Annotated in this window: 27 protein-coding genes; 13 read left to right on the top strand and 14 right to left on the bottom strand. The window is 66.5% G+C overall.

Annotated elements, in window-relative coordinates; translation table 11 throughout:
* Window positions 1-13 precede the first annotated feature (13 nt).
* A complete protein-coding gene (locus tag WA983_RS11260; protein ID WP_424312040.1) occupies window positions 14-778 on the bottom strand; it encodes an NRDE family protein in 765 nt (254 codons plus the stop codon).
* 181 nt (window positions 779-959) lie between these two features.
* Between WA983_RS11260 and WA983_RS11255 the strand changes: the two genes are divergently transcribed.
* The 4 genes from WA983_RS11255 to fabB all read left to right on the top strand — a co-directional run bounded on the left by WA983_RS11255 (window position 960) and on the right by fabB (window position 4,895).
* On the top strand, window positions 960-2,561 hold the full coding sequence (locus WA983_RS11255) for a methyl-accepting chemotaxis protein (protein WP_424312039.1): 1,602 nt from the start codon (window positions 960-962) through the stop codon (window positions 2,559-2,561).
* Window positions 2,562-2,605: 44 nt separating this feature from the next.
* A complete protein-coding gene (locus tag WA983_RS11250; RefSeq protein ID WP_424249400.1) occupies window positions 2,606-3,058 on the top strand; it encodes a flagellar protein FlhE in 453 nt (150 codons plus the stop codon).
* A 92-nt stretch (window positions 3,059-3,150) separates the two neighbouring features.
* The gene (gene fabA / locus WA983_RS11245) at window positions 3,151-3,666 is read left to right on the top strand and encodes a 3-hydroxyacyl-[acyl-carrier-protein] dehydratase FabA (RefSeq protein WP_407932645.1); all 516 of its coding nucleotides are present in this window, start codon (window positions 3,151-3,153) and stop codon (window positions 3,664-3,666) included.
* Window positions 3,667-3,677: 11 nt separating this feature from the next.
* The gene (gene fabB, locus WA983_RS11240) at window positions 3,678-4,895 is read left to right on the top strand and encodes a beta-ketoacyl-ACP synthase I (RefSeq protein ID WP_424249398.1); all 1,218 of its coding nucleotides are present in this window, start codon (window positions 3,678-3,680) and stop codon (window positions 4,893-4,895) included.
* Between the two features lie 91 nt (window positions 4,896-4,986).
* Here the strand turns inward: fabB and WA983_RS11235 are convergent, their stop codons facing one another.
* Window positions 4,987-6,189, bottom strand: a complete 1,203-nt coding sequence (locus tag WA983_RS11235) for a CynX/NimT family MFS transporter (protein ID WP_424312038.1) — start codon at window positions 6,187-6,189, stop codon at window positions 4,987-4,989.
* Window positions 6,186-7,403, bottom strand: a complete 1,218-nt coding sequence (locus WA983_RS11230; RefSeq protein ID WP_424312037.1) for an MFS transporter — start codon at window positions 7,401-7,403, stop codon at window positions 6,186-6,188. Before WA983_RS11230 ends, WA983_RS11235 begins: the two co-directional genes overlap by 4 nt.
* Window positions 7,404-7,533: 130 nt before the next feature.
* Between WA983_RS11230 and WA983_RS11225 the strand changes: the two genes are divergently transcribed.
* Window positions 7,534-8,415 (top strand): urea transporter, encoded by an 882-nt coding sequence (locus tag WA983_RS11225; protein WP_424251949.1) that lies wholly within the window; start codon window positions 7,534-7,536, stop codon window positions 8,413-8,415.
* Here WA983_RS11225 and WA983_RS11220 read toward each other — a convergent pair.
* From WA983_RS11220 to WA983_RS11185, 8 genes are all read right to left on the bottom strand, one after another.
* A complete protein-coding gene (locus WA983_RS11220; RefSeq protein ID WP_424251948.1) occupies window positions 8,397-10,094 on the bottom strand; it encodes a cbb3-type cytochrome c oxidase subunit I in 1,698 nt (565 codons plus the stop codon). The two genes, WA983_RS11225 and WA983_RS11220, sit on opposite strands and share 19 nt — an antisense overlap.
* A 13-nt stretch (window positions 10,095-10,107) precedes the next feature.
* Window positions 10,108-11,076 carry a c-type cytochrome gene (locus WA983_RS11215; RefSeq protein WP_424312036.1) on the bottom strand — a complete coding sequence of 323 codons (969 nt, stop codon included), beginning with the start codon at window positions 11,074-11,076 and terminating at the stop codon, window positions 10,108-10,110.
* Window positions 11,073-11,333 (bottom strand): hypothetical protein, encoded by a 261-nt coding sequence (locus tag WA983_RS11210; RefSeq protein ID WP_424251945.1) that lies wholly within the window; start codon window positions 11,331-11,333, stop codon window positions 11,073-11,075. Before WA983_RS11210 ends, WA983_RS11215 begins: the two co-directional genes overlap by 4 nt.
* Window positions 11,334-11,784: 451 nt before the next feature.
* Window positions 11,785-12,069, bottom strand: coding sequence for a helix-turn-helix domain-containing protein (locus WA983_RS11205; protein WP_424251955.1), 285 nt, complete (start codon window positions 12,067-12,069; stop codon window positions 11,785-11,787).
* Entirely contained in the window at window positions 12,069-12,254 is a 186-nt protein-coding gene (locus tag WA983_RS11200) for a hypothetical protein (RefSeq protein ID WP_424312035.1), read from the bottom strand. Before WA983_RS11200 ends, WA983_RS11205 begins: the two co-directional genes overlap by 1 nt.
* A 51-nt stretch (window positions 12,255-12,305) precedes the next feature.
* Window positions 12,306-12,485: a hypothetical protein gene (locus WA983_RS11195; RefSeq protein ID WP_424312034.1), complete on the bottom strand. Its 180-nt coding sequence runs from the start codon at window positions 12,483-12,485 to the stop codon at window positions 12,306-12,308.
* Window positions 12,486-12,584: 99 nt separating this feature from the next.
* Window positions 12,585-12,791, bottom strand: coding sequence for a hypothetical protein (locus tag WA983_RS11190; RefSeq protein WP_424251939.1), 207 nt, complete (start codon window positions 12,789-12,791; stop codon window positions 12,585-12,587).
* 106 nt (window positions 12,792-12,897) lie between these two features.
* On the bottom strand, window positions 12,898-13,809 hold the full coding sequence (locus WA983_RS11185; RefSeq protein ID WP_424312033.1) for a YicC/YloC family endoribonuclease: 912 nt from the start codon (window positions 13,807-13,809) through the stop codon (window positions 12,898-12,900).
* Window positions 13,810-13,891: 82 nt separating this feature from the next.
* Between WA983_RS11185 and rph the strand changes: the two genes are divergently transcribed.
* The 6 genes from rph (at window position 13,892) to ntrC (ending at window position 20,715) form a co-directional block, all read left to right on the top strand.
* Window positions 13,892-14,644 carry a ribonuclease PH gene (gene rph / locus WA983_RS11180; protein WP_424312032.1) on the top strand — a complete coding sequence of 251 codons (753 nt, stop codon included), beginning with the start codon at window positions 13,892-13,894 and terminating at the stop codon, window positions 14,642-14,644.
* A gap of 74 nt (window positions 14,645-14,718) precedes the next feature.
* On the top strand, window positions 14,719-15,342 hold the full coding sequence (rdgB, locus tag WA983_RS11175; RefSeq protein WP_424251386.1) for an RdgB/HAM1 family non-canonical purine NTP pyrophosphatase: 624 nt from the start codon (window positions 14,719-14,721) through the stop codon (window positions 15,340-15,342).
* 34 nt (window positions 15,343-15,376) lie between these two features.
* Window positions 15,377-16,573: a radical SAM family heme chaperone HemW gene (hemW, locus tag WA983_RS11170; protein ID WP_424312031.1), complete on the top strand. Its 1,197-nt coding sequence runs from the start codon at window positions 15,377-15,379 to the stop codon at window positions 16,571-16,573.
* 224 nt (window positions 16,574-16,797) lie between these two features.
* Entirely contained in the window at window positions 16,798-18,210 is a 1,413-nt protein-coding gene (gene glnA / locus WA983_RS11165; RefSeq protein ID WP_424251382.1) for a type I glutamate--ammonia ligase, read from the top strand.
* An 11-nt stretch (window positions 18,211-18,221) separates the two neighbouring features.
* Window positions 18,222-19,175 carry a two-component system sensor histidine kinase NtrB gene (locus WA983_RS11160; RefSeq protein ID WP_424251380.1) on the top strand — a complete coding sequence of 318 codons (954 nt, stop codon included), beginning with the start codon at window positions 18,222-18,224 and terminating at the stop codon, window positions 19,173-19,175.
* Between the two features lie 13 nt (window positions 19,176-19,188).
* Complete coding sequence (gene ntrC / locus WA983_RS11155; protein WP_424312030.1) at window positions 19,189-20,715, top strand: nitrogen regulation protein NR(I); 1,527 nt, start codon at window positions 19,189-19,191, stop codon at window positions 20,713-20,715.
* A gap of 4 nt (window positions 20,716-20,719) precedes the next feature.
* On the opposite strand, the gene WA983_RS11150 is transcribed toward ntrC, so the two are convergent.
* From WA983_RS11150 to WA983_RS11140, 3 genes are read right to left on the bottom strand one after another with little or no spacing between them, the layout of a single operon-like run.
* Window positions 20,720-21,502 (bottom strand): ABC transporter ATP-binding protein, encoded by a 783-nt coding sequence (locus WA983_RS11150; RefSeq protein WP_424247588.1) that lies wholly within the window; start codon window positions 21,500-21,502, stop codon window positions 20,720-20,722.
* 8 nt (window positions 21,503-21,510) lie between these two features.
* A complete protein-coding gene (locus WA983_RS11145; RefSeq protein ID WP_424247591.1) occupies window positions 21,511-23,163 on the bottom strand; it encodes an ABC transporter permease in 1,653 nt (550 codons plus the stop codon).
* A 9-nt stretch (window positions 23,164-23,172) separates the two neighbouring features.
* Window positions 23,173-24,213 (bottom strand): Fe(3+) ABC transporter substrate-binding protein, encoded by a 1,041-nt coding sequence (locus WA983_RS11140; RefSeq protein ID WP_424247593.1) that lies wholly within the window; start codon window positions 24,211-24,213, stop codon window positions 23,173-23,175.
* 257 nt (window positions 24,214-24,470) lie between these two features.
* Here WA983_RS11140 and WA983_RS11135 point away from each other — a divergent pair, with 257 nt between their 5' ends.
* Entirely contained in the window at window positions 24,471-25,247 is a 777-nt protein-coding gene (locus WA983_RS11135; RefSeq protein ID WP_424247595.1) for a ferredoxin--NADP reductase, read from the top strand.
* Between the two features lie 87 nt (window positions 25,248-25,334).
* Window positions 25,335-25,721: a Rid family detoxifying hydrolase gene (locus WA983_RS11130; protein WP_424247597.1), complete on the top strand. Its 387-nt coding sequence runs from the start codon at window positions 25,335-25,337 to the stop codon at window positions 25,719-25,721.
* Window positions 25,722-25,758: the final 37 nt, after the last annotated feature.

The raw sequence follows: 25,758 nt of genomic DNA, 5'->3' as shown, positions 1-25,758 counted from the left end.
CACGCCGTGCGGCTTATAGCCACCAGTCGTGGCGTTCCTGCGGGCGCCCCGTGACGTCGTAGCCCTGTTCACAGAAAAAGGTCCGGCCGTCGGCGGCCCTGACCAGCACCGTCGAGCAGCGGGTGCCATAGTCCGGGCTGATGATGAAGGGGCTGCTCAGCAGGCGCTCGAGCTCCAGGCCCAGGCCGGTGGCGGGCAGCCGCGCATCTTCGGCGGGGGTGGTGTCGCGCAGCCGCTCAAGGACCTGTTCGGGTGCGGGCGCCCAGGTCGCAGGCGGCAGGGCATCCAGCGCAGCGCGCAGACGCGCGGCCTTGGGCCAGGGGGTGTCGAGCAGGTGGTTGGACAGGACGTAGCGGCCGGGTGCCAGCCGGCGCGGGGCGCGGGCGGGGTCCCGGTTGCCCAGGTACCAGGTCTGGCGCGCGTCGCCCACGATCAGATTGAAGCCCGCCCAGTCGTTCGCCCGGGCGGCGATCGTGGTGATCCAGCCGGCGGGTTCGTCTTCGCTGAGTAGAAAATCACGCACCAGCAGGCCGCGCGACGGAGCGCCGGGCGGCACGGGATGCCCGGGTTCGCGGTAGTTGGTCAGCAGCGCATGGCGGCCGTTGGCGGTCGCCCCCAGCCAGGTGCCGCCGCCTTGCAGATCCTGGCCGGCGATCAGATGCGGGGCTGTGGACCAGGGGCCGGCCGCCCGGGTCGGCCGGGCGTGGAATTCGTCGCGATTGGCGGCGATCAGCAGGGGCCAGTCAGGGTCCCCCAGAGACAGGTAGGCGATGCACATGGGTGTAGAGTCGGCGGGATCGGCTGGTATGGAAAATCCCGGGATATGGCCTTTTTTCGGCGGCTTGATGAAATTCCTCCAATCGTATACTGATTTCGCGACCGCGCTGTGATCCGCCAGCGGCCGTCCCAAGCAAGCGGATGGGCGCATCAGGTTGGCGGGCACTCGAAGAGGAAAAATCATGTCACGGTCATTGCAGGCCTGGACGCGCACGACCGCGTTCAAATTTGCCCTGTTCACCCTGGTGGCGATTGTCGGGATCGTCGTGCTGACGGCGTCCTTGCTGTGGATGGAGCGAGGTGCTCTGCTGCAGGAACGCCAGATTGGCGCGCGCCAGGCCACCGAAACGGCCTACGGGGTGATCTCTTATTACCATCATCAGGCGGAAACCGGCGCGCTGACCCAGGATCAGGCCAAGGATCAGGCCATGGCCGCCATTCGCGGCATGCGCTATGGCGGCCAGGAATATTTCTGGATCAATGACATGGTGCCGCGCATGGTGATGCACCCGATCAAGCCCGAACTCGAAGGCAAGGACCTGTCGGGGATGCAGGATCCGACCGGCCTGAAGCTGTTCGTGGCTTTCGTGGATACCGTCAAGGCCAGTCCGACGCACGACGGCTACGTGTTCTACCTGTGGCCCAAGCCGGGGGTCGATGAACCCGTGAGCAAGGTTTCCTATGTTCGGGAATTCGCGCCCTGGGGCTGGATACTGGGTTCAGGTGTGTATCTGGATACGGTTGATGCGGTCGTCTGGCGGCAGGCCGGCGGTTTTGCGCTGGTGGCGGCCATTCTGGCGCTCATCCTGCTGGTGCTGGGCGCGACGCTGTCGCGCCGCCTGGTGCGCCAACTGGGCGGCGAACCCGATGCCGTCATCCAGATCGCGGACCGCATGTCGCAAGGCGACCTGCGCATGGACATTCCGGTCCGCCCCGGGGACCAGACCAGCCTGATGCACGCCATGCGGCTCATGCATGACGGCATCGCCCAGGCGGTGGCTCAGGTCCGCCAGGGCACCGAGTGGATCGGCCAGTCCGTCGGTCAGATCGTCAATGGCAACCTGGATCTGTCGGCGCGCACCGAGCAGCAGGCCGCCTCGCTGCAGGAAACCGCCGCCAGCATGGAGCAGATCACCAGCACGGTGGGTCACAATGCGGCCAACGCCCAGCAGGCCAACATGCTGGCATCCACGGCGTCCGAGGTCGCCTCGCGGGGCGGCCAGACCGTTTCCCGGGTGGTCGGGACCATGGGCGAGGTCAATGCCTCGACGCGGCAGATGTCCGAGATCGTCGGGGTGATCGACAGTATTGCCTTCCAGACCAATATCCTGGCGTTGAATGCGGCGGTCGAGGCCGCCCGCGCCGGCGAACAGGGCAAGGGCTTTGCGGTGGTGGCCTCCGAGGTTCGCGCGCTGGCGCAGCGGTCCTCGAACGCCGCCAAGGAAATCCGTGGCCTCATCGATTCCACCGTGCAGAAGATTCAGGCGGGTGCGGAGCTGGCCAACGGTGCGGGTCAGATCATGACCGATGTCGTCTCCAGCGTCCAGCGGGTGGCCGACATCATGTCGGAAATCACGCTGGCCAGTCGTGAGCAGGCCTCCGGCATCGAGCAAATCAATCTGGCCATCGGTCAGATGGACCAGGTGACACAGCAGAACGCCGCGCTGGTGGTCGAGGCGGGCACGGCGGCCCACTCGCTGAATGACCAGATGAACGGCCTGAACCGGGCTGTCGGCGTCTTCCAATTGAGCGGGCCGGGCGCGCCCGCCTTGCCGCAGACATGAGTGTGCGGGTCAAGGAGACGGTGTGCAGCGCCAAGGAGGGAGGCATGCGCTCCGTGAGGCGTGCGGGCCGGGTTCCACGCAGCGCGGTGATGGCGGCGGCGATGCTGATCCTGGCCGCCGCAGCCGCAGCCTGGGCCGGCGATCGGGCCTGGACGCGGGACCAGGTCAGCCAGGGCCTGCAGGCGCAGGGCCGGGCGGTGTCGGTCCTATATGAACCAGGACCTCGGGGTCCGGCGGTGCCGGTCTCTGCTCGCATCGCCGGGGTCTATGCTTCGCGGGATTACAACGGCACCGCCCGTGTCTCCACCCGGTTGTGCTGGGGATCGGAGCAGGGGCCGTGCGTGCCGCTGGAGGGCCGATCCGTCGAAACCCGGGCCTTCGATGGCCGTGCGGCGAGCGGGCCGCTGCTGCTGGTGCATCGGGTCGAAGGCTGGGGCAACGATCACCCGCCGTTGTTCGTCCGGGGGACGGTAACGGTGTGGTTCGGCGGTGAATGACTGAAAATATATCGGGTTATACTAGCCAGCTTACCTATGTAGGGCGCCGTGCGCCAGCCATGGCCGCCGATCCGGCGGACCTCAGACGGAACATCATGCAAAAGAACAGCTATAGCTACGACGAACTGTTGGCCTGCGGGCGCGGGGAGCTCTTTGGTCCCGGCAATGCCCAACTGCCGCTGCCGCCCATGTTGATGCTCGACCGGATCACGCACATCGACGACAAGGGCGGCGCGCACGACAAGGGTCAGATCGTGGCCGAGCTCGACATCCGTCCCGACCTGTGGTTCTTCGACTGCCATTTCCAGGGCGATCCGGTGATGCCGGGCTGTCTGGGGCTGGACGCCATGTGGCAACTGGTGGGCTTTTTCCTGGGCTGCTGTGGCGGCCAGGGCCGGGGCCGCGCCCTGGGCGTGGGTGAAGTCAAATTCACCGGCCAGGTCCTGCCGACCGGCAAGCTGGTCCGTTACACCATCGACATGAAACGCGTCATGATGCGCAAGCTGGTGATGGGCATTGCCGACGCCCGCATGGAAGTCGACGGCCACGAGATCTACGTCGCTCACGATCTGCGCGTGGGTCTGTTCACCCGCACGGACAATTTCTAGGAGGCCCGATTATGCGTCGTGTCGTCGTTACGGGCATGGGCATCGTGTCCAGCCTGGGCAACAACCAGTCCGAGGTTCTGGACAGCCTGCGTCAGGGGCGCTCTGGCATCACGTTCCAGCCGGAGTACGCTGAACAGGGCCTGCGCTCGCATGTGGCGGGCTCGGTGCGCCTGAACGCGCTCGACCTGATCGACCGCAAGCTTGGCCGCTTCATGGCCAGCGGTCACGCCTATGCCTGGCTGGCCATGCAGGAAGCCATCCAGGACGCCGGTCTGCCCCCCGAACTGGTCTCCAATCCACGCACCGGCCTGATCGTCGGCGCCGGTGGCGCCTCGCATTCCGCGATCAACGATGGCATCCAGACCCTGCACGACAAGGGTGTGCGCCGCGTCGGCCCTTACATGGTCACCAAAGCCATGGCCAGCGGCGTGTCCGCCTGCCTGGCCACCGGTGCCCAGATCAAGGGTGTGAACTACTCCATCAGTTCGGCCTGCTCCACCAGCGCGCATTGCATCGGCAATGCGGTCGAACAGATCCAGTTGGGCAAACAGGACATCGTGTTCGCCGGCGGCGCCGAAGAAGAACACTGGTCGCTGTCCTTCATGTTCGACGCCATGGGAGCCCTGTCCACGCGCTACAACGATGCGCCCGACCGTGCCTCGCGCACGTACGACGCCGACCGTGACGGTTTCGTCATCTCCGGCGGCGGCGGCATTCTGGTGGTCGAGGAATACGAACACGCCAAGGCGCGCGGCGCCCGCATCCTGGCCGAGATCGTCGGTTACGGGGCGACCTCCGACGGCTACGATATGGTGGCGCCGTCCGGCGAGGGCGCGATGCGCTGCATGCGCCAGGCGCTGATCGACGTGAAGACGCACGTGGATTACATCAACACCCACGGCACCAGCACGCCGGTGGGCGACGTCAAGGAACTCGAGGCCATCCGCGAGGTCTTCGGCGAAAAACAGCCCTGGATCGCTTCCACCAAGTCCCTGTCCGGCCACGCGCTGGGCGCGGCGGGCGTGAACGAGGCTGTCTACACGCTGCTGATGATGCAGCATGGTTTCGTTGCGGCTTCGGCCAACATCGACACCCTGGACCCGGCAGCCGAGGGCATGAACATCCTGCGCGAAACACTGCCGCAGACTCGCATCCAGACTGCGTTGTCCAACAGCTTCGGTTTCGGCGGCACCAACGCCACGCTGGTGTTCTCGAACGCGGGGCTCTGATCCGACCGAATCGGACGCCCGCTCCGGTGGGTTCCGGAACCGCAGCAGAAACGGCCCGCCGTGCTTTCCAGCGCGGCGGGCCGTTTCGTTTTTACTCCTGCACGACCCTGGCGCGCACCAGCGCGCTGCGGCCCGCCGACCAGCCGGTCAGCGCCGTGCCGATCCCGAGCGCAGCCAGCAGTCCGGTCGTGGCCTGAAAATCGCCCGTCCAGTCGTGCAGCACGCCGATCAGCAGGGGGCCGCCCGCAGCCAGGGTATAGCCCGTCGTCTGGGACATGCTGGAGAGGTGGGCGGCGATGTGGGCATCGCCGGACCGCAGCACGATCAGCATGACGGCCAGGGCGAACAGCCCCCCCTGACCGATGCCCTGGATCACGGCCAGGGGCCAGATGGACCAGTGCGGCCCCTGGATCATGCCGATCAGGGCCAGGGTGGCTGACGCAGCCAGGAAGACCGCCAGGCCGCGCTGATCCCGGAAACGCGAGGCCACCATGGGCGTCAGCAGGCAGGCAGCGACCTGCAGCAGAATCGACAGCGAGGTCACCAGACCGGCTGTGGTACCGTCCAGCCCACGATCCCGCAGCATAGGGGCCATCCAGCCCAGCACGCAATAGGCCAGCGACGACTGCAAGCCCATGAACAGGGTGACGGCCCAGGCCAGGCCGTCGCGGCGCAGTCCCTTGACGGGCAGGATGTGACGGCCGTTCGTCGAACGGCCGGGCGCACGCAAGGCAATCGGCGCCCAGGCGGCCAGCGCCACGACGCCCGGGACAGCCCACAGAGCCAGGCCCAGTTCCCAGCGGCCGCCCAGGGCTCGGGTGAGCGGTAGCGTGACGGCGGCGGCCAGGGCCGCGCCGCCCACGAGACTCATGGTGTAGAGGCCGGTCATCAGCGCCGCCCGGTCGGGGAAGTCTCGTTTTACCAGACTGGGCAGCAGCACGTTGCCCAGGGCAATGCCCGCGCCCGCCAGGCCGGTGCCCAGAAACAGGCCTGTGGTGCCCAGGACGCCGCGCAGCGCCATGCCGAGGGTGATCATGGCCAGTACCAACAGCAGAGTGCGTTCGATGCCGGAACGTTGTGCCAGGTACGGTGCGAGCGGGGCGAACAGCCCCATGCACAGCACGGGCAGGGTGGTCAGGTAGCCGGCCTGTGCACTGGAGAGCCCCAGAGCCTGGGTCAGTTCGGGCAGCAGGATGGCCGCACTGGCGAACAGGGGGCGCAGATTGGTGGCCAGCAGCAACAGGCTGGCCGCCGTCAGCCAGGCGGCGGGTCGAAGTGTGGCGGGCGGCGTCATACGGTGCGGCGCCCCGTGTCGGGCAGGAAGAAGGCCGCCAGGCCCAGCAGGGGCAGGAAGGCGCAGAGGTGGTAGACGAAGGCGATGCTGGTGGCGTCGGCCAGCCTGCCCAGCGCGGCGGCGCCGATCCCGCCCATGCCGAATGCCAGGCCGAAGAACAGGCCCGACACCGTGCCGGTCTTGCCGGGCATGAGCTCTTGCGCGTAGACGATGATCGCCGGGAAGGCCGAGGCGATCATGACCCCGGCGCAGAACGCCAGGATCAGGGTCCAGTGGAGGTTGGCGTAGGGCAGGGCCAGGGAAAATGGCGCGGTGCCCAGGATCGAACCCCAGATGACGCGTTTGCGGCCGATCCGGTCGCCCACCGGGCCCCCGACCAAGGTGCCGGTGGCCACGCCGGCCAGGAACACGAACAGAGAATACTGCGCCTGCTGGATGCCCAGGTCGAAGCGGTCGATCAAGTAAAAGGTGAAATAGCTGCTGAGACTCGCCAGGTAGAAGTATTTGCTGAAGATGAGCAGCATCAGGATGGACACGGCGCCACGCACCTGGCGCGCCGACAGGCCGGTGTCGGTCTGGCGCAGGGAGGCGCGGCCGCGCACGCTGGACAGGTTGGCGGCGTACCAGCGGCTGACGCCGCACAGGATGCAGATGCCGGCCAGGGCGGCCAGCGACACCCAGGCAACGCTTTCCTGGCCGTGGGGGACGATCAGCAACGCGGCCAGCAGAGGCCCGATCGAGGAACCGATGTTGCCGCCCACCTGGAAGATCGACTGGGCCAGGCCGTGATGGCCGGCCGAGGCCATGCGCGCCACCCGCGAGGACTCCGGATGGAACACCGAGGATCCGGCACCCACCAGTGTCGCAGCCAGCACCACCAGGGGAAAGTTCCAGGCCTGGGACAGCAGCAGCAAGCCGCAGAAGGTGAAGCCCATGCCGATCGGCAGAGAGTACGGCATCGGGCGGCGGTCGGTGAGCCGGCCCACCACCGGCTGCAGCAGCGAGGACGAGAACTGGAAGGCCAATGTGATGACGCCGACCTGGGCGAAACTGAGATCGAAGCGGCCCTGCAGCACCGGATAGATGGCCAGCAGGACCGACTGCATCATGTCGTTGAGCAGGTGGGTCAGGCTGATGGCCCCCAGGACGGGGAAGACCACGCCGGGTTCAGGCTGGACCGTGTCGGTTGGTGCCGTGGCGAGCGTATTTTTCATCCAGAAGATTGTACGCCGCCGAGGCCCATGCACCGCCTGTATGGGCGGTATGTGGAGCGATGCGCCCATTCTCGCCGCTCCCGCTGTACGATCGCGACTTGGATTCAAGCCATTCTTTCAGACCTCCACCATGTCCCTGCAGCTTCGTGATTCGTTCGGCGCGGTGTTCGGTCGCATGCTGCTGCGCGGCATCGGCCAGATCTATCTGTTGCCCAGCGCCGGGGCCGGCGCGGTTCTGCTGGCCGCTGTGGCCTGGCAGTCCTGGACGATGGCGGGCGCCTGCTTGCTGGGAGCGTTGACCGGGACTGTATGGGGGATGGCCGCTGGCGATGCCGTGGGTAGCCGCGCGGGACTGGATGGCTACAACGGCGCGTTGACCGGCTTGGGTGTCATGATCGTGCTGCCGGCCGATTTGCTCGCCTGGTCTCTGGTGGCGCCTTTGGCCTGCCTGGCGACCTGGGGGGCGCACGCCTGGCGCCGCCGGTGCTCCGTGCCGCCCTATACGGCACCGTTCGTGCTGATCACCTGGCTGCTGATGGCGGCTGCCACCGGCCTGGATCTGCCGCGTGCCGTCGCAACGGTCACTGTTGATCCTGGTTGGGGCGGCCCGATTCAGGGACTGCTGCGCGGGGTCGGGCAAGTGATGTTTCTGGATGATCCCCGGGCAGGCACCCTGTGCCTGCTGGGCCTGGCGCTGGGCACTCCCTGGGCGGCGCTGTCCGCCGCTCTGTCTGCCGGCCTGTGCCTGCTGGTGGCCGGTCTGGCGGGTTTTCCGACCGACGCGGCCTTGCTGGGACTGTACGGTTTCAACGCCGTGCTGGCGGCCGAGGCGCTACGGACGATCCGCCCGGGCGCCTGGATCTGGCCCTGCCTGGGCGCGCTGCTCAGCCTGGGCCTGATGCGCGGTTTCCAATTGCTGGAGTTGCCGTCGCTGACGGCGCCGTTCCTGCTGGCGACCTGGGGGGTGCGCCAGGTCGCCCTGCGCCGTTCGACTCAGGCCCGGACGGTCTGATCGGCGGCCTGGCCGAAGCCTGCAGGTGCCGGTCCGGGCGCCGGGCGAGCCTCCAGAGAGGCGAGGAAGCGCCAGACGAACAGCAGCGTGATCAGCAGCAGGCCCGGATAACCCAGCCCGGCCAGGACGTAGGGAATGGTCGGGTCGCCCTGGGCCACGGCGTCCAGGTTGAAACTGAGCAGGCCCAGGGTGATGAAGGCGCCGAAGATCCACATGCCCGCCAGCCACAGGCCGGCTTCCCCGCCGTGCAGCGTGCGGCGCCAGCGGCCCGGATCGGCCGCCCGGAAGACCGCCTGGGGCCGGGGCGCGTTGCGGGCGCGCAGCCCCAGTGTCAGCAGATCGTAGATCAGCAGGCCCGCCCCCGCCAGGAACACCAGGCCGAACACCGGCACCAGGACCTTGTAGAACTGCATGGCGGGAAAGACCTGGCCGCCGAACCAGTCCAGCCCCATGGCACGGTACAGGAAGACCTGGATCGTGCCGCCGATCGCAAAGGCGAAGGCGATGCCCAGCATGCCGGTGAAGACCAGCCAGAAGGCGATCCGGCCCAGCCGCTGGTCGAAGCCCTTGATGCCGCGCAGCAGGGGAATCGCGTAATAGGCCGACGCGATGCCCAGCATGCCGAAGGTGCCGAACAGCGCCAGGTGGGCGTGGCTGGGCGTGACCCAGGTGCCGTGCGACCAGACGTTGGTCAGTGCGAAGGTCATGGTGAATCCCAGGATGCCCGCTCCGACCTGTTCCAGCACCACCGAGCCCAGGATGAAATAGAAGGCCGGCGCGTTTTCCAGCGGGCGGCGGTCCTGATGGGCGTCCAGGTAGATGTGCCAGAAGCAGAACACCAGGGGCAGCGGCTCCAGGGCGCTGAACAGCGAGCCCCAGAACTGCCAGAATTCCGGCGTGCCGATCCAGAAGTAGTGGTGGGCGTTGCCGATCAGGCCCGAGAGCCAGACCATTGCGACCCCCCAGAACACGGCGTAGCCGACGGCCTTGACGTCGGCCCTGAACATCAGCACCAGCAGGAAGCCCACCAGACTGATGTGGATGACTTCCCAGACGCCTTCGACCCAGTAGTGCACCACGTACCAGCGGAAATATTCCTGCAGATCCAGGCGTTCGACGAAGAACACGCCGAACAGCCAGACGAAGGTCAGGGCGCAGACGCCGATCGCCAGTCCCCAGTGGATCTCGTTCCATTCGCGGCGGGATGGAAACGTGCGCAGCACCACCCAGGCCAGGATGGCGAAGCCGACGAAGATGACGATGTCGGCGGCGCGGCCGGCCTCCAGGTATTCGAGGCCTTCCTGCAGCCAGGGCTGCCCCAGCCACCAGCCGGCGGTGCCCTGCGCCGCCAGGGATTGGGTGGCGACGTTCCACAGAGTGACGGCCAGCAGGGCCCAGAACAGGAAGCGGATCAGCCAGGGAGCGGCCAGTTCGCGGCGCGACAGCAGGGGGCCGACGAACAGGATGGTGCCGATGAACCCCGACAGAATCCAGAGGATGCCGAGGTTGGTGTGCTCGGCGCGCAGGACGTTGAAGTTGAGAATGCCCGAGAGCAGGCGCGGGTCCACGTGCTGCACGGCGATCAGCAGGCCGAACAGCACCTGGAATCCGAACAGGACCAGCATCAGCAGGAAGAAGCGCAGGCTCAGGCGCTGCGTGCGGTAGTCGATCTGGATCATGATGGCTTCCTTTTCACAGGCTGCGCAGGTAGGCCACGATGGCCTGCATGTCGGCCTCGTCGATCAGCGCGTCGTAGGGCGGCATGACGTGCGGCGGGTAGCCGGCGACGATCTGGGCATCGGGCTGGCGGATCGAGCGGACCAGGTAGGCCTCGTCTGCCGTGACGGTGGTGCCGTCGGCCAACTGGACTTCGTGGCCGGACACGCCGCCCCAGCCCGGGCCTACTGTGCGCTTCTGGTCGGTGGCGTGGCAGGCCACGCAGCCCAGATCGGCGACCAGTTGCCGGCCGCGTGCCACGGGGTCCTGGGCTTGCGTGGCTGCCGTGGCAGTGGGGGCGGCTGCCGGTGCAATGGTGGCGGCAGCCTGACCGGCCACCGGCATCTGCCCGGTCAGGCCAGCGGGAATCCGTCGATCTTCGCGTGGCTTGGGCGGCCAGCCCTCGGTGTGCAGGGTCGAGGTGTACTTCAGGAAGGCGATCAGCGCCGTGACTTCGCGGGCGTCCAGCGGCAGGTTGGGCATCAGGGTGTGTTGCCCGCCGCGTTGTTCCAGTCGTTCGGCCGCGCCGGGATGGCGCTGCAGGTAGGCCTGCAGGTCGGCGGTGCCGGCGTCTTCCCTGACGGCCGGGTTCTGCAACTGCACCCGCACGGCGGCGGACGTGGGCCAGCCGCCCGCCGAAGGCAGGAAGGCGGCCAGCCAGGCGGCTCCGGCAGTGGCGTGGATGCGTGTCAGGTCGGGGCCCAGATAGGCGCCGTTGCCGACGATGGTGTGACAGCCCATGCAGTTGTAGGCCTGGAAGACCCGCTTGCCTTCCACCGCGTCGACGCCTCCGTACTGGATCGCATCGGGGATGGCCTGCCCGCGCGAAGGCAGAAAGGACCAGACAGACAGCAACAGGAAGATCGCTAGCATCAGCGCCAGCACGGCCAGGGCAGCGCGGCGCTTGGCCGGCTCGCGGCAGTCGGTTCCGTTCAGGCAGCTCATGGCCGTTCCTCCCGCACCAGTCCGTCGCGCCCGGTGGCCGGACGTGCCTGTTCATCGTGCAGGAACAGAGTGCGCAGGCAGCCCAGGAAGACGTAGAACACGTAGACCGCCAGGACGTAGCCCGCAGCGATGTACACCCACCACATGGCATGGGATTCCGGCCAATACTCGAAATCCCGCCAGTAGGGCCAGGACAGCAGTACGCTGACCAGGCCCGCCAGGGCCGACAGCACCCCATCGATGATGCGTTGCGCCATGATGCCTCCCTCCGGGTTGTGGATGGCAAGGCCAGTCTAGGAGCAGGGGTGGGCGGGGGCTTTGAAGCCATTACCGCAGATGAGGGATATGGCTGGTGCGGACTCGATCAGCGGCACATCAAACGATGGTTTGTTTTGCTGCGATGCGGGAGGGGGAGAGGCTGAACGAGCCGGAAAAAGAAAATTTATCTTGAGATATTAAGATTAATAATCAAGCAGTTATATTGTATTTCTAATATTCAGCTTTAATTGATTGATTTAAAGGATTCAGGGTGGCGAACCGGGAACTGCGTCTGATGAATCCGCTTTCCCGTCTTGGCGCCTTAACTTGCATCAAGTTGGCGTCAAAATGGGGATTTACCCCCGGAGTCCGCGTAAAATATGGCTCTGAACCAATCCGATTTTTCAACGGGTACAGCAGCGGGTACAAGATTTTTCGTGGTGCCCGGCGTCAGGTCAGTGCCTCGATAACGGCCTGCGGGTTGCGCTCGATCACGTTGAGCAGCACCAGCGCCGGGCCGTGCGGTGTGCGATCGCCGCGTTCCCAGTGCCGCAGGGTCGCGGTGGAGAAGCCGAAGCGGGCGGCGAACTGTTCCTGGGTCATGCCCACCTTGGCGCGCACGGCCTTCACGTTGATGGCGCGCGGGCGATGCACGCGCACGCCGCGCTCGTCGCCCTGGGCGTGCGCGATAGCCTCTTGCAGGCCTTGCTTGATGCTTTCAAACGCAGTGCTCATCACTTTGCCCGTCCTTTCCAGATATTCACCAGCACGTCCACCAGGCCGGTCAGTTCGTTGCGCTCGGCCTTGGGATGCTCGGCCAAGTAGCCGATCAGGTCTTGGCGCTCTTCCGCGTTCAAGAGTTTGTCGGCCAGGCGGATGTAGGAGGGCAGTTCGACGATGCCGTGCAGGACTTCGTACATGGTGTATTGTAATCCATTGGATTAGTCGCATCAAGGGGCTTTGTCACTGCCTCACTCGCTGTGGATTTCTTCCGCAGTGGGCGTTTTCGCATAGATCGCGGCCAGACTATGGCATTCGCCCAGGGCCACGCGCATCAGATCCACGGCCTCGCCGAGTTGGCCCCCGAGTTCCAGGGTGCGCTCGTCGCTTACTTGATATCCACCCCCAAGTTCATTCGTTTCCAATGCCACAGCGCGTTGCACCTCCTCAACCAGGGCCAAGCCTCTGGCAAGGCGATGGGCCGCTCGGCCATCCACTGGAGTGACTTTGGGGAAGCGGAATCGCATCACTCACCAGCCCTCGGCACGGCCCGGTTTATCTCGAACCCCTCGCACACCACATGGCCGCAGAAGGATTGCCTTGTCGTTCTGGAACGCTTCAGCATCCATGCCCAGGCGGGACGCGATCAGCACATCGTCCGCCGGCAAAGAACCGCAGACGATGTTGAGGTGCTTCCAATGCCCCATGATCTTGTCGTGGAAATAGGCGTCGGCCATGTCGGCCACCGTCCAGGCACTACGGCCAGCCTCTATCCGTTCGGCAGCTTCGCGGATTCGGTCTTGCTTCTCGCCTGGCGTTGGCACGCTGGACTTTCCTGAAACATCACTCGATGTTCTGCGCCTGTTCCCGCATCTGCTCGATCAGCAGCTTCAGGTCGATGGCGGCCTGGGTGACGGACAGGGCTGCGGCCTTGGAGCCCAGGGTGTTGGCTTCGCGATTCATTTCCTGGAACAGGAAGTCCAGGCGCTTGCCGCTGCCGCCGCGCGTTGCCGAGGCATGTTTGCCGGACAGGATTTCGCGCAGTTCCTGCAGATGCGAGCGCAGCCGGGTGAGCTCTTCGGCCACGTCCACGCGCAGGCCGAACAGGCTGGCTTCCTGGGCGATGCGGGCGGTCAGTTCGGCCCCGCTGATGGCGGCGAAACCTTCGGGGCTGGCGGTCTCCAGGGCCTCGCGCAGGCGTTGGGCGATGCGGTCCTGATGCTGTTGCACCAGGGCGGGCAGTTCGGCGTCCACGCGGACGACGATGGTGTCGATCTCGTCGGCCATGGTCAGCATGGCCTGTGCCAGCCGGGCGCCTTCACGCTGGCGCGCGGCGCCGAATTCTTCCAGGGCCTGGATGCAAGCCTGTTCGCACAGCGGCAGCCAGACATCGGCGTCCAGACCGCTGCGTGTCGCGCCTTCGCGCGGCAGTTCGGACAGAGCCGGTGCGGGCAGATCGGGAATGAACTGGCGCGCCCATTGCAGTTGTTCCGCCAGGGCCTGCATGGCCTCGGCGTCGATGGGGCGCAGGGCTTCGCGGTCGATTGCGGCATAGGTCAGCTTGAGTTCGACCTTGCCGCGCAGGGCCTGGCGGCCGACCAGTTCGCGCATGCGGGATTCGGCGAAACGCAGGTCTTCCGGAATCCGCAGGCTCAGGTCCAGAAAGCGGTTGTTGACGCTGCGGATCTCGGCGCTGATCGCCCCGGCGTCGGAATCCAGGCGGGCGGAGCCAAAGGCGGTCATGCTGCGGATCATGGGGCGGTCTCGTCGGTGTTTATCTACAATGGTGTCTTATTGTAGTCTGGCCTCTCCAGGCCTTCTGGCAGGAAATTTCTTCATGACCATCCCCTCGACTTCTGATTCCGCCGCGTCGCGGCCGTCCGGCCGCCGGCCGGACGAACTGCGCCGCATCGAACTGTTGACCGGCTATACGCGCCACGCCGAAGGCTCGGTGCTGGCCTGCATGGGCGACACGCGCGTGTTGTGCAACGCCAGCGTGCTGGACAAAGTGCCGCCCTTCCTGAAAGGCCGAGGCCAGGGTTGGGTGACGGCGGAATACGGCATGTTGCCGCGTGCCACGCACACCCGGGGCGACCGCGAGGCGGCCCGGGGCAAGCAAAGCGGCCGCACCCAGGAAATCCAGCGCCTGATCGGCCGCAGCCTGCGCGCAGTATTCGATCTGGAGGCGTTGGGCGAGCGCACCCTGCACCTGGACTGCGACGTGCTGCAGGCCGACGGCGGCACCCGCTGTGCCAGCATCACCGGTGCCTGGCTGGCGGCGGCCCTGGCGGTGCGCGGCCTGATGGCCTCCGGCCAGTTGAAGGCCAATCCGCTGCGCGGTCAGGTGGCCGCCGTTTCGGTCGGCATCGTGGACGGGCGGCCGGTCCTGGATCTGGATTATCCGGAAGACGCTGCCTGCGACACCGACATGAACGTGGTGATGACCAGCGCCGGGGACTTTGTCGAGGTCCAGGGCACGGGCGAGGGCGGCAGCTTCCGCCGCGATGAATTGAACAGTCTGCTGGACCTGGCGACCGGCGGTATCCAGGCATTGATCCGTGCCCAGGCGGCGACCCTGGGCGGCGCATGAAAAAGGCCCCCACGCTGCGCCTGCGGCTTGCTGCCCCCCGGGGGGGGCGTTTTCCATCTTGGGACGGCCCTGCGATGAAAAAAGTCGTGCTGGCCTCGGGCAATCCCGGGAAACTGAAGGAATTTTCCGCCAGCCTGTCGGCGGCCGGTATCGAGATGGTGCCGCAAAGCGCTTTGGGCGTGTCCGAGGCCGATGAGCCTTTTCACACCTTCGTGGAGAACGCACTGGCCAAGGCGCGTCACGCCAGCCGCGCCACCGGCCTGCCGGCGCTGGCCGACGATTCGGGTCTGTGCGTGCAGGCGCTGGACGGCGCACCTGGAGTGTATTCGGCACGCTACGCGCAGGCGCCCGATGGCACACGCTCGGACGCGGCCAACAACGCCCGGTTGGTGGCCGAGATGGCCGGCCGCACCGACCGGCGCGGCAGCTACGTCGCCGTCCTGGTCTACGTCCGCAGCGCCGACGATCCGCGCCCGATCGTGGTCGAAGGTTCCTGGGACGGCGAGGTGCTGGATACCCCTCGGGGCGCCAACGGCTTCGGCTACGACCCGTACTTTTACCTGCCCGACCTGGACATGACCGCCGCCGAACTGCCTCTGGAGCAGAAGAACATGCTCAGCCACCGGGCCCGCGCCCTGCGCGGCCTGCTGCAGGCGTTGCGCAGCGAATTCGGCCAGGATCAAGGTCAACAAGCATAGGGGGTATGCAATGAAAAGGCTGGTACCCGTTCCCATGCCCGAACGCGCAGGCGACGGCCGCCCGGGCGTGCGCGGCAAGCCCGGCCTGGCGGCGCTGCCGCCCTTGTCGCTGTACGTGCATGTGCCCTGGTGCGTGCATAAGTGCCCGTATTGCGACTTCAATTCGCATGAGCGCTCAGGCGAACTGCCGGAAGAAGCTTATCTGCAGGCCCTGCAGGCCGATCTGGAACAGGCGGTGCCCGACATCTGGGGACGGCCGGTTTCGACGGTGTTCTTTGGTGGCGGCACGCCCAGTCTGCTGTCGGCCGAGGCGATCGACCGGATCATCGGCCTGTTTCGCGCCTATCTGAATCTGGCGCCCGACGTGGAGATCACCCTGGAAGCCAACCCGGGCACGGCCGAGGCCGGCCGCTTTCAGGGCTATGCTCAGGCCGGAGTGAACCGGATCTCGCTGGGCATCCAGAGCTTCGATGACGACAAGCTGCGGCGCCTGGGACGCATCCACGATGCCGCCCAGGCCCGCGCGGCCATCGAAATGGCTCAGCGTGCCGTGGACCGGGTCAATCTGGATGTCATGTTCGCCTTGCCTGAGCAGACTCTGGCCGAGTGCGAGCGAGACGTACGCGAGGCGCTGGCGTTCGGCACGGGGCACCTGTCGCTGTATCACCTGACGCTCGAACCCAATACGGTCTTCGCCAAATTTCCGCCCCGGGTGCCAGACGACGAGCTGGGAGCGGCCATGCAGGACCGGGTGGCGGAACTGATCCAGGCGGCCGGTTTCGACCGCTACGAGGTCTCCGCCTATGCGCGGCCTCACCAGGCTTGTCAGCACAACCTGAACTACTGGCGTTTCGGCGATTACCTGGGCATCGGTCCGGGCGCGCATTCGAAGATTTCCTTTCAGGACCGCATCACGCGACAGGCGCGGGCACGCATGCCGGATGCCTGGATGCGGCTGGTGACCGAAGGCGCCGGCAAGCACGTGGTCGAGCGCCGCGAACTCGGCCCCAGCGACCTGGGCTTCGAGTTCATGCTCAATGCCCTGCGCCTGCGTGAAGGCGTCGAGGGCGGGCTGTTCATCGAGCGCACCGGCCTGTCGCTGATGTCCATCCTGCCGGCCATGCGCCGCGCGGTCGAGCGCGGCCTGCTCGAACCCGGCCTGGACCGGGTGTGTGCCACCGCTCAAGGCTGGCAGTTTCTGAACGAGCTGCAGATGGAGTTTCTGAATTGAATTGCACCTTGATGGTGCATTCATGGGGCACAATGCACTAAAATATGCACTCTAATGGTGCGGTATGGTTGTGCATTCGCGTTCTGTACGACTGCCACCTGGTCGGCAGACTGGGCACCGCTGCCTGGAACCACCACCCAAAAAGTTGGCACGGTCATTGCTAATAAATCTGACGAAGCCTCGAGCTTTTCCCTTTGACGATACGATTTGGCGCAGGAGCTTTTATGTCCACCCCTGAAAACGTTGTGCAGATGATCGCCGAACGCGAAGTGGCGTTCGTGGATTGCCGTTTTACCGACACCCTGGGCCGGGAGCATCACCTGACCGTTCCCGCCAGCCAGATGGACGAGGACCGCATGGAATCGGGCGTCGCCTTCGACGGCTCGTCGCTGCCGGGCTGGAAGGGCATCGAGGCGTCCGACATGATTCTGATTCCGGACGCCGGGACGGCGCGTCTGGACCCCTTCCGCGAAGAAACCACGCTGATTCTGACCTGCGACGTGGTCGAACCGTCCGACCTGAAGGGCTACGACCGCGATCCGCGTTCTCTGGCCCGCCGCGCCGAGGCCTATCTGAAGTCCAGCGGCCTGGGCGACACGGCTTATTTCGGTCCGGAACCCGAATTCTTCGTGTTCGACGGCGTGAGCTGGAACTCGGACATGAGCGGCAGCTTCGTCAAGATCGTCTCCGATGAGGCCGCCTGGTCCAATGCCCATGATTCCAATGGCAATAATCTGGGCTATCGTCCGGCCGTCAAGGGCGGCTACGTGCCTGTGTCGCCGACTGATTCCTTCGCCGACATGCGCTCGGAAATGTGCCTGCTGATGGAACAGATGGGCGTGCCGGTGGAAATCCACCACCACGAGGTCGGCAACTGCGGCCAGTTGGAAATCGGCACCCGTTTCAGCACCCTGGTTCAGCGTGCCGACTGGACCCAGACCATGAAGTACGTGATCCGCAACGTGGCCCATGTCTACGGCAAAACCGCAACCTTCATGCCCAAGCCCGTGGTAGGCGACAACGGTTCGGGCATGCACGTGCACCAGTCCATCTGGAAGGATGGCCAGAATCTGTTCGCCGGCAACGGCTACGGCGGTCTGTCTGAATTCGCCCTGTACTACATCGGCGGCATCATCCATCACGCCCGCGCCCTGAATGCCATCACCAATCCGGGCACGAACTCCTACAAGCGCCTGGTGCCGCACTACGAAGCCCCGGTCAAGCTCGCGTATTCCGCGCGCAACCGCTCGGCCTCGATCCGCATCCCCTACGTCAGCAACCCCAAGGCGCGTCGTGTCGAGGCCCGCTTCCCGGACCCGCTGGCCAATCCGTATCTGGCTTTCTCGGCCCTGATGATGGCGGGCCTGGACGGCGTCCAGAACAAGATCCACCCGGGCGATCCGGCCGACAAGAACCTGTACGATCTGCCGCCGGAAGAAGACGCCAAGATCCCGACAGTGTGCTCGTCGCTGGATCAGGCGCTGGAAGCCCTGGATCGCGACCGCGACTTCCTGACGCGCGGCGGGGTCTTCAGCAACGATCTGCTGGACGCCTTTCTGGACCTGAAGGCCAACGAGCTCGATCGCCTGCGGGTGACCCCGCATCCGGTCGAATTCGACATGTATTACTCCCTCTAGCGAGGATTGCGGTGGACACGTCCGGCCTCGACCTGCTGCGCACTGCGGTCCTGTTGCTGGACGAGTCCCACCGGATCCGCCACGCCAACGGCGCGGCGGAAGAACTGTTGGGCCAATCCCGTCGCCAGTTGGCGGGGCAGCCCGCGCAGCCCTGGCTGGACGGCCGCGACAGCGTCCTGAAAACGCCGTTGCGGAGTCAGCCCTGGGCCTGGTTGATCGAAATCCCTGTCCATCAGGGCGGCCATCTGGACGATCTGCGGCAGGCCCGCGATACCCAGGCAGCGCAGCGCGAAACCCTGCGCAATCTGGCGCACGAAGTCCGCAATCCCCTGGCCGGCCTGCGGGCCGCCGCCCAGTTGCTCGAAATGGAACTGCCGCGCGGCGATCTGCGCGAATACACTCAGGTGATCGTGGCCGAGGCCGACCGGCTGGCTGCACTGGTGAGCCGCTTGAGCTCGTCCGGCCAGCCGGCCGCCGTGCCCAGTGTGTTCAATGTCCATGAACTATGCGAACGGGTCCTGGCTCTGGTCCGTCTGGAGTTCGGTGAACGCATCCGTCTGGAGCGCGACTATGACGCTTCGGTGCCGGACATGCGCGCCGATCGCGACCCGTTGCTGCAGGCCTTGCTGAACGTGGCACGCAACGGCGCACAGGCACTGGCCGAGGCCACCGACCTGGACGCGCCCACGCTGCACCTGAGCACTCGCATCCTGCATCAACCGGTATTGGCCGACGGTCAGCACCGCCTGGGCTTGCGGATCGCGGTCATCGACAACGGCCCCGGGGTGCCCGAGGCCCTGCGCGACAAGCTCTTTCATCCCCTGGTGACCGGTCGGGCGCAGGGTACCGGCCTGGGCCTGAGCCTGGCCCAGGAATGTCTGCAGCGGCAGGGCGGTCTGCTGGAATTCGACTCCGTCCCCGGACGCACCGAATTCCGTCTGCTGTTGCCGCTGGAACTGGCATGACGCCGGAGGCTGCATGAACACGATCTGGATTCTGGACGACGAACCCGGCATGCGCTGGGTGCTGGAAAAGGCCTTGGACAAGGCCGGCTGGCCGGTGCGCAGCTTTGCCGACGGTGTGGCCTTGAAGGCGGCCCTCGATGCGCTGGCGGGGGCGGAGGATCCGGACCGGCCGGTGGTGCTGGTGTCCGATATCCGCATGCCGGGGCCCGACGGCCTGAGCGTGCTGGCGACGGTGCGCGCGCGCCTGCCGGGCCTGCCCGTCATCATGATGACGGCCTACACCGATCTGGACACGACGGTGGCGGCCTTCGAGCAGGGCGCCTTCGACTATCTGGCCAAGCCTTTTGACATCCAGGCTGCCGTCGAACTGATCGGCCGCGCCGCTCAGTCTGCGCCGTCCCGCCATGCCGCCGGCGTCGCCCAGCCGGACCATGCCGAGGCCGGGTCCAGGCCCCTGCCCGGTGTGGCGGAAATGGCCCCCTCGCAGTCTCCGGCCATGCAGGACGTGTTCCGCGCGATCGGCCGCCTGTCCCAGTCGGGTGCCACTGTGCTCATCACCGGGGAATCGGGGACCGGCAAGGAACTCGTGGCGCGGGCTTTGCATCGGCACAGCCGCCGCGCCGCCGGGCCCTTCGTGGCGGTCAATGCGGCCGCCATCCCGCGCGATCTGCTGGAGGCGGAACTGTTCGGCCACGAGCGCGGCGCCTTCACCGGTGCGGTCCAGTCGCGCCGGGGGCGCTTCGAGGAGGCCGACGGGGGGACGTTGTTCCTGGACGAGATCGGCGACATGCCGGCCGAATTGCAGACCCGCTTGCTGCGGGTGCTGGCCGAAGGCGCCTTCTACCGGGTGGGTGGCGCGCGACCCGTTCAGGCGGACGTCCGCATCGTGGCCGCGACCCACCAGCCGCTGGAAGAGCGGGTGCGGGCGGGCCTGTTTCGCGCCGATCTGTTCCACCGCCTGAACGTCATCCGCCTGCGCCTGCCGCCCCTGCGGGAACGCCGCGAGGACATCGAATCCCTGGCGCGACACTTCCTGGCGCGCAGCGCGGCCGAGCTGGGCGTGCCGGTGCGCCGGCCCGATGCCGCCGCGCTGGAGGCGCTGCGCCGCTTCGACTATCCCGGCAACATCCGCCAACTGGAGAACGTCTGCCAGTGGCTGACGGTCATGGCGCCCAGCGCGGAAGTCGGCCTGGAGGATCTGCCGCCGGAAATCCTGGATGCCGGAGACACGGGCTGGGCCGAGCCTGGCGCCAGTTCGGGGCAAGGCCCCGGTCCGGAAGCGGCCGCGTCTCAGGCCCAGTCTGGCTGGTGCGCCGCGCTGGCGATCGAGGCGCGGGCGCGCCTGGCGCGTCGCGAACCCTGCGTGATGGATGAACTGCTGCGGGACTTCGAGCGGACGCTGCTGCGGGTCGGGCTGGAGCAGGCCGGCGGCCGCCGCGGCGAGGCCGCGCTGCGCCTGGGCATCGGCCGCAATACCTTGACCCGCAAGAGCAAAGAACTGGGCATGGACCCGGAGACGGGCCCGGCCCTCGAGGACTGATCGTTCAGGCGGCGATCGAAGGCGCGCCGCGTAAACCCGCCTGCGCGCGTTTGGCCATCAGGGCCTCGCGGTGGATGAAGGCCTCGATTTCCGGTGTGGCCGGGTGGTGGTGCATGCCGTAGGGGGTGTCCCACTGGGCCAGCCGGCCTTCCTTCAGGATGCCGATCCGGTCGGCCACGGCGAAAGCCTCCGCCTGATTGTGGGTGACCAACAGCGCAGTGCGTCCCGCTGCTTTCAGCAGATCGCGCAGTTCGAAGGCCAGCCGTTCGCGGGCGTCCACGTCCAGATTGGAAAAAGGTTCGTCGAGCAGCAGCAGATCGGGTTCGGGCGCCAGGGCCCGGGCCAGTGCCACGCGTTGCTGCTGGCCGCCGGACAATTCATGGGGACGGCGTGCCTCCTGACCCGCCAGCCCCACCAGTTCCAGCAGGCCGCGCACGCGTCGGCCGCGTTCGGCCGTGTCCAGGCGGCGCAGGCCGAAGCCGACGTTGGCCGCCACGTCCAGGTGGGGGAACAGCGCATAGTCCTGGAACATCATGCCCACACGCCGGTGTTCGGGTTCGACGCGGGCCCCGTCGCCCGACAGCAGTCGTCCGTCCAGGCGGATCGAACCCCCGTCCAGCGGTTCGAAGCCGGCGATGGCGCGCAGCACGCTGGTCTTGCCGCAGCCCGAGGAGCCCAGCAGGCAGGCAATCTGCCCGCTTTCCAGGTTCAGACTCAGTTCGCGCAGTACGGCGCGCCGGCCACTGTCGGCGGGGTAACTCAGGGAAATCCGGTTCAGTTCCAGCATATCGGTTCTCAGACGGCAGGGCGGTCCATCAGGCGGGCCAGCAGGATCACGGGCAACAGGCCGGCGGCGACGATGCCCAGGGCGGCGATGGCGCCTTCTTCGTAGGTGCCGCGCGCAGCCTCGGCGTACAGCCAGGTCGCCAGGGTATCGAAATTCAGGGGCCGCAGCAGCAGCGTGGCGGGCAGTTCCTTCATCGCGTCCACGAACACCAGCAGCGCCGAAGCGGCCAGCGCCGGGCGCAGCAGGGGCAGATGCACGCGCCGCAACATGCCGTGGACATTTTCGCCCAGCAGGCGTGCGGCCTGATCCAGGGACGGTGGAATCCGGTCCAGTCCGGCCTCCAGCGTGCCCACGGGAATGGTCAGGAAGCGGATCACGTAGGCCAGCGCCAGAGCGGCCGGGGTGCCGAGCAATACCAGGCCCGTCGGGTCCATACCGGTTGCCTCGCGCAGCGCCGCCAGCCCCCGCTCAGCCGCCATCAGGGGGAACAGCAGGCCGATGGCCAGGACCGTGCCGGGCACGGCGTAACCCAGCGTCGCCAACCGGGGCAGGGCGCGCATCCAGGCGCGTGCGCGGGGCAGGATGCGGCGGCTCCAGGCAACGATCAGACCGATGGCCAGGGCGATCATCATGGCCAGCGCCGAGACCATCAGCGTCTGTCCGGCGGCTCGCAGCAGGGCGGCCGAAGGCCCTTGGCCCGCACCCAGGCGTTCCCAGGTCAGCGCCAGCAGATAGGCGGCCGGCGCGACGAAGCCGATCAGGACGGGTGCCAGGCCCAGCAGGGTGGCCAGCCAGCCGGCCGGTCCGTGCAAGAGGTGCGGGCGGATCGGCGCGGCGCGGCGAGTGCCGGTGTAGCGCAGGCGTCGGCGGCCGTGGCGCTCGACAGCGATCAGGATCGTCACCAGCAGCAGGGCGACTAAAGCGATCTGGGCTGCGCCCGCCAGGTCGGAGCGGGTCACCCAGGTGGTGTAGATGGCGACGGTCAGCGTCTGGACGCCCAGGAATTCGGAGGCGCCGATGTCGTTCAAGGTTTCCAGCAGCACCAGGCACAGGCCGACGGCGATGGCGGGCCGGGCCAGCGGCAGAGCGACGCGCCGGAAGGCGCCCCAGGGGCCGTAGCCCAGCAGCCGGGCGGCTTCCATCAGATGGGCTGCCTGGCTGGAAAACATGCTGCGGGTGGTCAGGTAGACGTAGGGATACAGCACGAAGGACAACAGCACGATGGCGCCTGGCAGATTGCGCAGATCGGGCAGTCGGAATTCGCGCGGACTGGAATAGCCCAGCAGGGTGCGGATGGCCTCCTGGACGGGGCCGATGGGATGCAGGATGTCCAGGTAGGCATAGGCCACGATGTAGGTGGGTACGGCCAGCGGCAGCAGCAGGGCCCAGGACAGGATTCTGCGGCCGGGAAAATCGTAGGCTGTCACCAGCCAGGCGGCACCCACGCCCAGGGCGGTAGCCAGCAGGCCGACTCCGGCGAGCAGGCCCAGCGTCTGGGCCAGTACGCCGGGCAGGACGAATTGCAGCAGATGGCTCCAGTGACCGCCCGAGCCCTGGCCCGCCTGAATCATCAGGGCCAGGATCGGGGCCAGCACGCCCAGTGCCGCCAGGACTGTTCCGGCGTGCCAGGGCCAGGCCTGGAATCGGCCGCTTGCCGCCATGTCGTGCGTTTACTGGCTCAGACCGGCGCGATCGACCAGCTCGCTCGCCTGTTTGCGGTGGCGGGCGATCTCGGTCAGGGGCAGGGTGTCGATGGTCAGCGGCCCGAAGCTGGCCACGGTCGGGTCCAGCGTCACGCCCGCCTTGACCGGGTATTCGTAGTTGGCCTGGGCGTAGAGGCTTTGCGCCTTGTCCGATACCAGGTATTCCAGCAACTGGACGGCTTCGGTCCGATGCGGCGCGTGGCGCGCCACGGCGGCGCCGGAGATGTTGACGTGCGTGCCCGGCGCGTTCTTGAAGGTGGGCCGGATGACGCGGATGGCGTCCCCCCAGCGGCGGGCATCGCTGCCTTCTTTGGCGTTCTTCATATGGCCCGCGTAATAGGCGTTGGCGATGCCCACGTCGCAGATCCCGCCCAGGATGTCGCGCGCCACGTCGCGGTCGCCGCCGGTCGCGGGGCGGCCCAGATTGGCCTTGACGCCGCGCAGCCATTGCTCCGTTGCCTCGACGCCGTTGTGGGCGATCAGGGCAGCGATGAGTGCGGTGTTGTAGGGGTGCTGGCCAGAACGAATGCAGACCTTGCCCTTCCAGCGAGGGTCGGCCAGATCTTCATAGTGGAAGGTCTGGACGTCCAGGTCCTTGGCGACGTAGGCGACCCGGTCGCGCAGCGACAGGGTGAACCACTGGTCATCGGTTGCGCGCAAGTGGGCGGGAATGGCGGCTTTCAGCACGGCGGAATCCACCGGCTGGGCGACGCCGCCGTCCACCAGATCCAGCAGATTGCCGATGTCCACAGTCATCAGCACATCGGCCGGCGATTGCGCGCCTTCGGCCCGGACCCGTTCCAGCAGGCCGTCCTTGACGAAAACCGTGTTGACCTTGACGCCGGTGTCCTGGGTGAAAGAGGCCAGCAGCGGTTCGATGAGTTTGGGCTCGCGGGTGGTGTACAGATTGACTTCCGCCGCCAGGGCGGTGCCCGCCATCAGCGGCAGAGCCGCAGCCAGCAGGGACAGACGTCGGACAAAGGGCAGGGCGCGCAGGCGAATCGGCATGATGAGGGGCTCGTAATATAAAATGAGAACAATTCTCAAAACGAATGCGAATTTATCATCGCGATCAACGTAAGGCAAGCTGAACACGTTAAAATCCTCCGCGAATGCAGGAAATCCGCCCTGTTTTGTGGCTGTTCTTGCGCAAAATCAAGAAACCCCCTGCGTCACGCAGGGTCCGGTCTTGCGTTTCCTGACCACCGCCGTACCATCTCTTCATAGACATACACATCCCCGAATCCTGGAGTCCGTTTTTCGTCATGGCCGCTTTCAATTCCGAGCAAGTCCTCAGCGTGCGTCACTGGAATGACACGCTGTTCTCCTTCAAGACCACCCGCGATCCCGGCCTGCGTTTCCACAACGGCCATTTCGTGATGCTGGGTCTGGAGGTCGAGGGCAAGCCGCTGATGCGCGCCTACAGCATCGCCAGCGCCAATCACGAAGACAATCTGGAATTCTTCAGCATCAAGGTCCCCAACGGCCCGCTCACCTCTCGCTTGCAGCACCTGCAGCCGGGCGACGCCGTGCTGGTCAGCCGCAAGCCGGTCGGCACCCTGGTGGCCGACGATCTGCGCCCGGGCCGCCACCTGTACCTGTTCGCCACCGGCACGGGGCTGGCGCCGTTTCTCAGCATCATCAAGGACCCCGAGGTCTACGACCGTTTCGAAAAGATCGTCCTGATGCACGGCGTGCGCTTCGTCAGCGAACTGGCCTACGCCGACTACATCCGTCAGGAACTGCCCCAGGACGAATACCTGGGCGAAATGGTGCGCGACAAGCTGATCTACTACCCCACAGTGACGCGCGAGCCCTACGAGCACCAGGGCCGGCTGACGACTCTGGTCGAAACCGGTCAGTTGTTCGACGATATCGGCCTGCCGCCACTGGACCCCGCCGTCGATCGCGCCATGATCTGCGGCAGCCCGGCCATGCTGACCGACATCCGCGCCATGCTGGACGCACGCGGTTTCGTCGTGTCTCCGGGGGTGGGTGAGCCCGGCGATTACGTCTACGAGCGTGCCTTCGCTGAAAAATAGCAGCGGCGGTGGCGCGACGCGGCTTTTATTTTTTGCTATTGGTCGGTACACTCTGATAGTCTTTTAACCACCATCGAGTCTTCCACCATGAGCAAGGCAATCATCCACACCGATGCCGCCCCGGCCGCTGTCGGCCCGTACTCCCAGGCAGTCAGCGTGCCCGCCGGCAAGCTGGTCTTTCTGTCAGGCCAGATCGGGCTGGAACCCGGCACGGGCGAACTGGTGTCGGAAAACTTCGAAGGCCAGGTCCGCCAGTCCTTCGCCAATATGCAGGCCGTCATCGAGGCGGCCGGCGGCACGCTGGACAACATCGTCAAGCTCACCCTGTTCCTGACGGACCTCAGCAAGTTCGCCAGCGCCAACGCGATCATGGCGGAAATCATCCCCCAGCCTTACCCGGCGCGTTCGACCCTGGGTGTCGCCAGTCTGCCCAAGGGCGCCCAGTTCGAAGTCGAAGCCATTCTGGCGCTCTGATCCGCGCCACCGCTTGCCGGACCGCGCGCCGTGAATT

The organism is Castellaniella sp., from assembly GCF_049650445.1.
Classification (GTDB): domain Bacteria; phylum Pseudomonadota; class Gammaproteobacteria; order Burkholderiales; family Burkholderiaceae_B; genus Castellaniella.
This window is presented reverse-complemented; position numbering and strand designations above follow the sequence as displayed.

Excerpts from the sequence above, each read along its gene's own strand:
- WA983_RS11260 (WP_424312040.1), bottom strand. The coding sequence starts at position 778 with ATGTGCATCGCCTACCTGTCTCTGGGGGACCCTGACTGGCCCCTGCTG.
- WA983_RS11150 (WP_424247588.1), bottom strand. The coding sequence starts at position 21,502 with ATGCTGGAACTGAACCGGATTTCCCTGAGTTACCCCGCCGACAGTGGC.
- WA983_RS11145 (WP_424247591.1), bottom strand. The coding sequence starts at position 23,163 with ATGGCGGCAAGCGGCCGATTCCAGGCCTGGCCCTGGCACGCCGGAACA.
- WA983_RS11205 (WP_424251955.1), bottom strand. The coding sequence starts at position 12,069 with ATGAGCACTGCGTTTGAAAGCATCAAGCAAGGCCTGCAAGAGGCTATC.
- WA983_RS11235 (WP_424312038.1), bottom strand. The coding sequence starts at position 6,189 with ATGACGCCGCCCGCCACACTTCGACCCGCCGCCTGGCTGACGGCGGCC.
- WA983_RS11190 (WP_424251939.1), bottom strand. The coding sequence starts at position 12,791 with ATGGCCGACGCCTATTTCCACGACAAGATCATGGGGCATTGGAAGCAC.
- WA983_RS11230 (WP_424312037.1), bottom strand. The coding sequence starts at position 7,403 with ATGAAAAATACGCTCGCCACGGCACCAACCGACACGGTCCAGCCTGAA.
- hemW (WP_424312031.1), top strand. The coding sequence starts at position 15,377 with ATGCCCGAACGCGCAGGCGACGGCCGCCCGGGCGTGCGCGGCAAGCCC.
- WA983_RS11215 (WP_424312036.1), bottom strand. The coding sequence starts at position 11,076 with ATGAGCTGCCTGAACGGAACCGACTGCCGCGAGCCGGCCAAGCGCCGC.
- ntrC (WP_424312030.1), top strand. The coding sequence starts at position 19,189 with ATGAACACGATCTGGATTCTGGACGACGAACCCGGCATGCGCTGGGTG.
- WA983_RS11130 (WP_424247597.1), top strand. The coding sequence starts at position 25,335 with ATGAGCAAGGCAATCATCCACACCGATGCCGCCCCGGCCGCTGTCGGC.
- glnA (WP_424251382.1), top strand. The coding sequence starts at position 16,798 with ATGTCCACCCCTGAAAACGTTGTGCAGATGATCGCCGAACGCGAAGTG.
- rph (WP_424312032.1), top strand. The coding sequence starts at position 13,892 with ATGACCATCCCCTCGACTTCTGATTCCGCCGCGTCGCGGCCGTCCGGC.
- WA983_RS11250 (WP_424249400.1), top strand. The coding sequence starts at position 2,606 with ATGCGCTCCGTGAGGCGTGCGGGCCGGGTTCCACGCAGCGCGGTGATG.
- WA983_RS11210 (WP_424251945.1), bottom strand. The coding sequence starts at position 11,333 with ATGGCGCAACGCATCATCGATGGGGTGCTGTCGGCCCTGGCGGGCCTG.
- rdgB (WP_424251386.1), top strand. The coding sequence starts at position 14,719 with ATGAAAAAAGTCGTGCTGGCCTCGGGCAATCCCGGGAAACTGAAGGAA.
- WA983_RS11140 (WP_424247593.1), bottom strand. The coding sequence starts at position 24,213 with ATGCCGATTCGCCTGCGCGCCCTGCCCTTTGTCCGACGTCTGTCCCTG.
- fabB (WP_424249398.1), top strand. The coding sequence starts at position 3,678 with ATGCGTCGTGTCGTCGTTACGGGCATGGGCATCGTGTCCAGCCTGGGC.
- WA983_RS11200 (WP_424312035.1), bottom strand. The coding sequence starts at position 12,254 with ATGTACGAAGTCCTGCACGGCATCGTCGAACTGCCCTCCTACATCCGC.
- WA983_RS11185 (WP_424312033.1), bottom strand. The coding sequence starts at position 13,809 with ATGATCCGCAGCATGACCGCCTTTGGCTCCGCCCGCCTGGATTCCGAC.
- WA983_RS11225 (WP_424251949.1), top strand. The coding sequence starts at position 7,534 with ATGTCCCTGCAGCTTCGTGATTCGTTCGGCGCGGTGTTCGGTCGCATG.
- WA983_RS11135 (WP_424247595.1), top strand. The coding sequence starts at position 24,471 with ATGGCCGCTTTCAATTCCGAGCAAGTCCTCAGCGTGCGTCACTGGAAT.
- WA983_RS11220 (WP_424251948.1), bottom strand. The coding sequence starts at position 10,094 with ATGATCCAGATCGACTACCGCACGCAGCGCCTGAGCCTGCGCTTCTTC.
- WA983_RS11255 (WP_424312039.1), top strand. The coding sequence starts at position 960 with ATGTCACGGTCATTGCAGGCCTGGACGCGCACGACCGCGTTCAAATTT.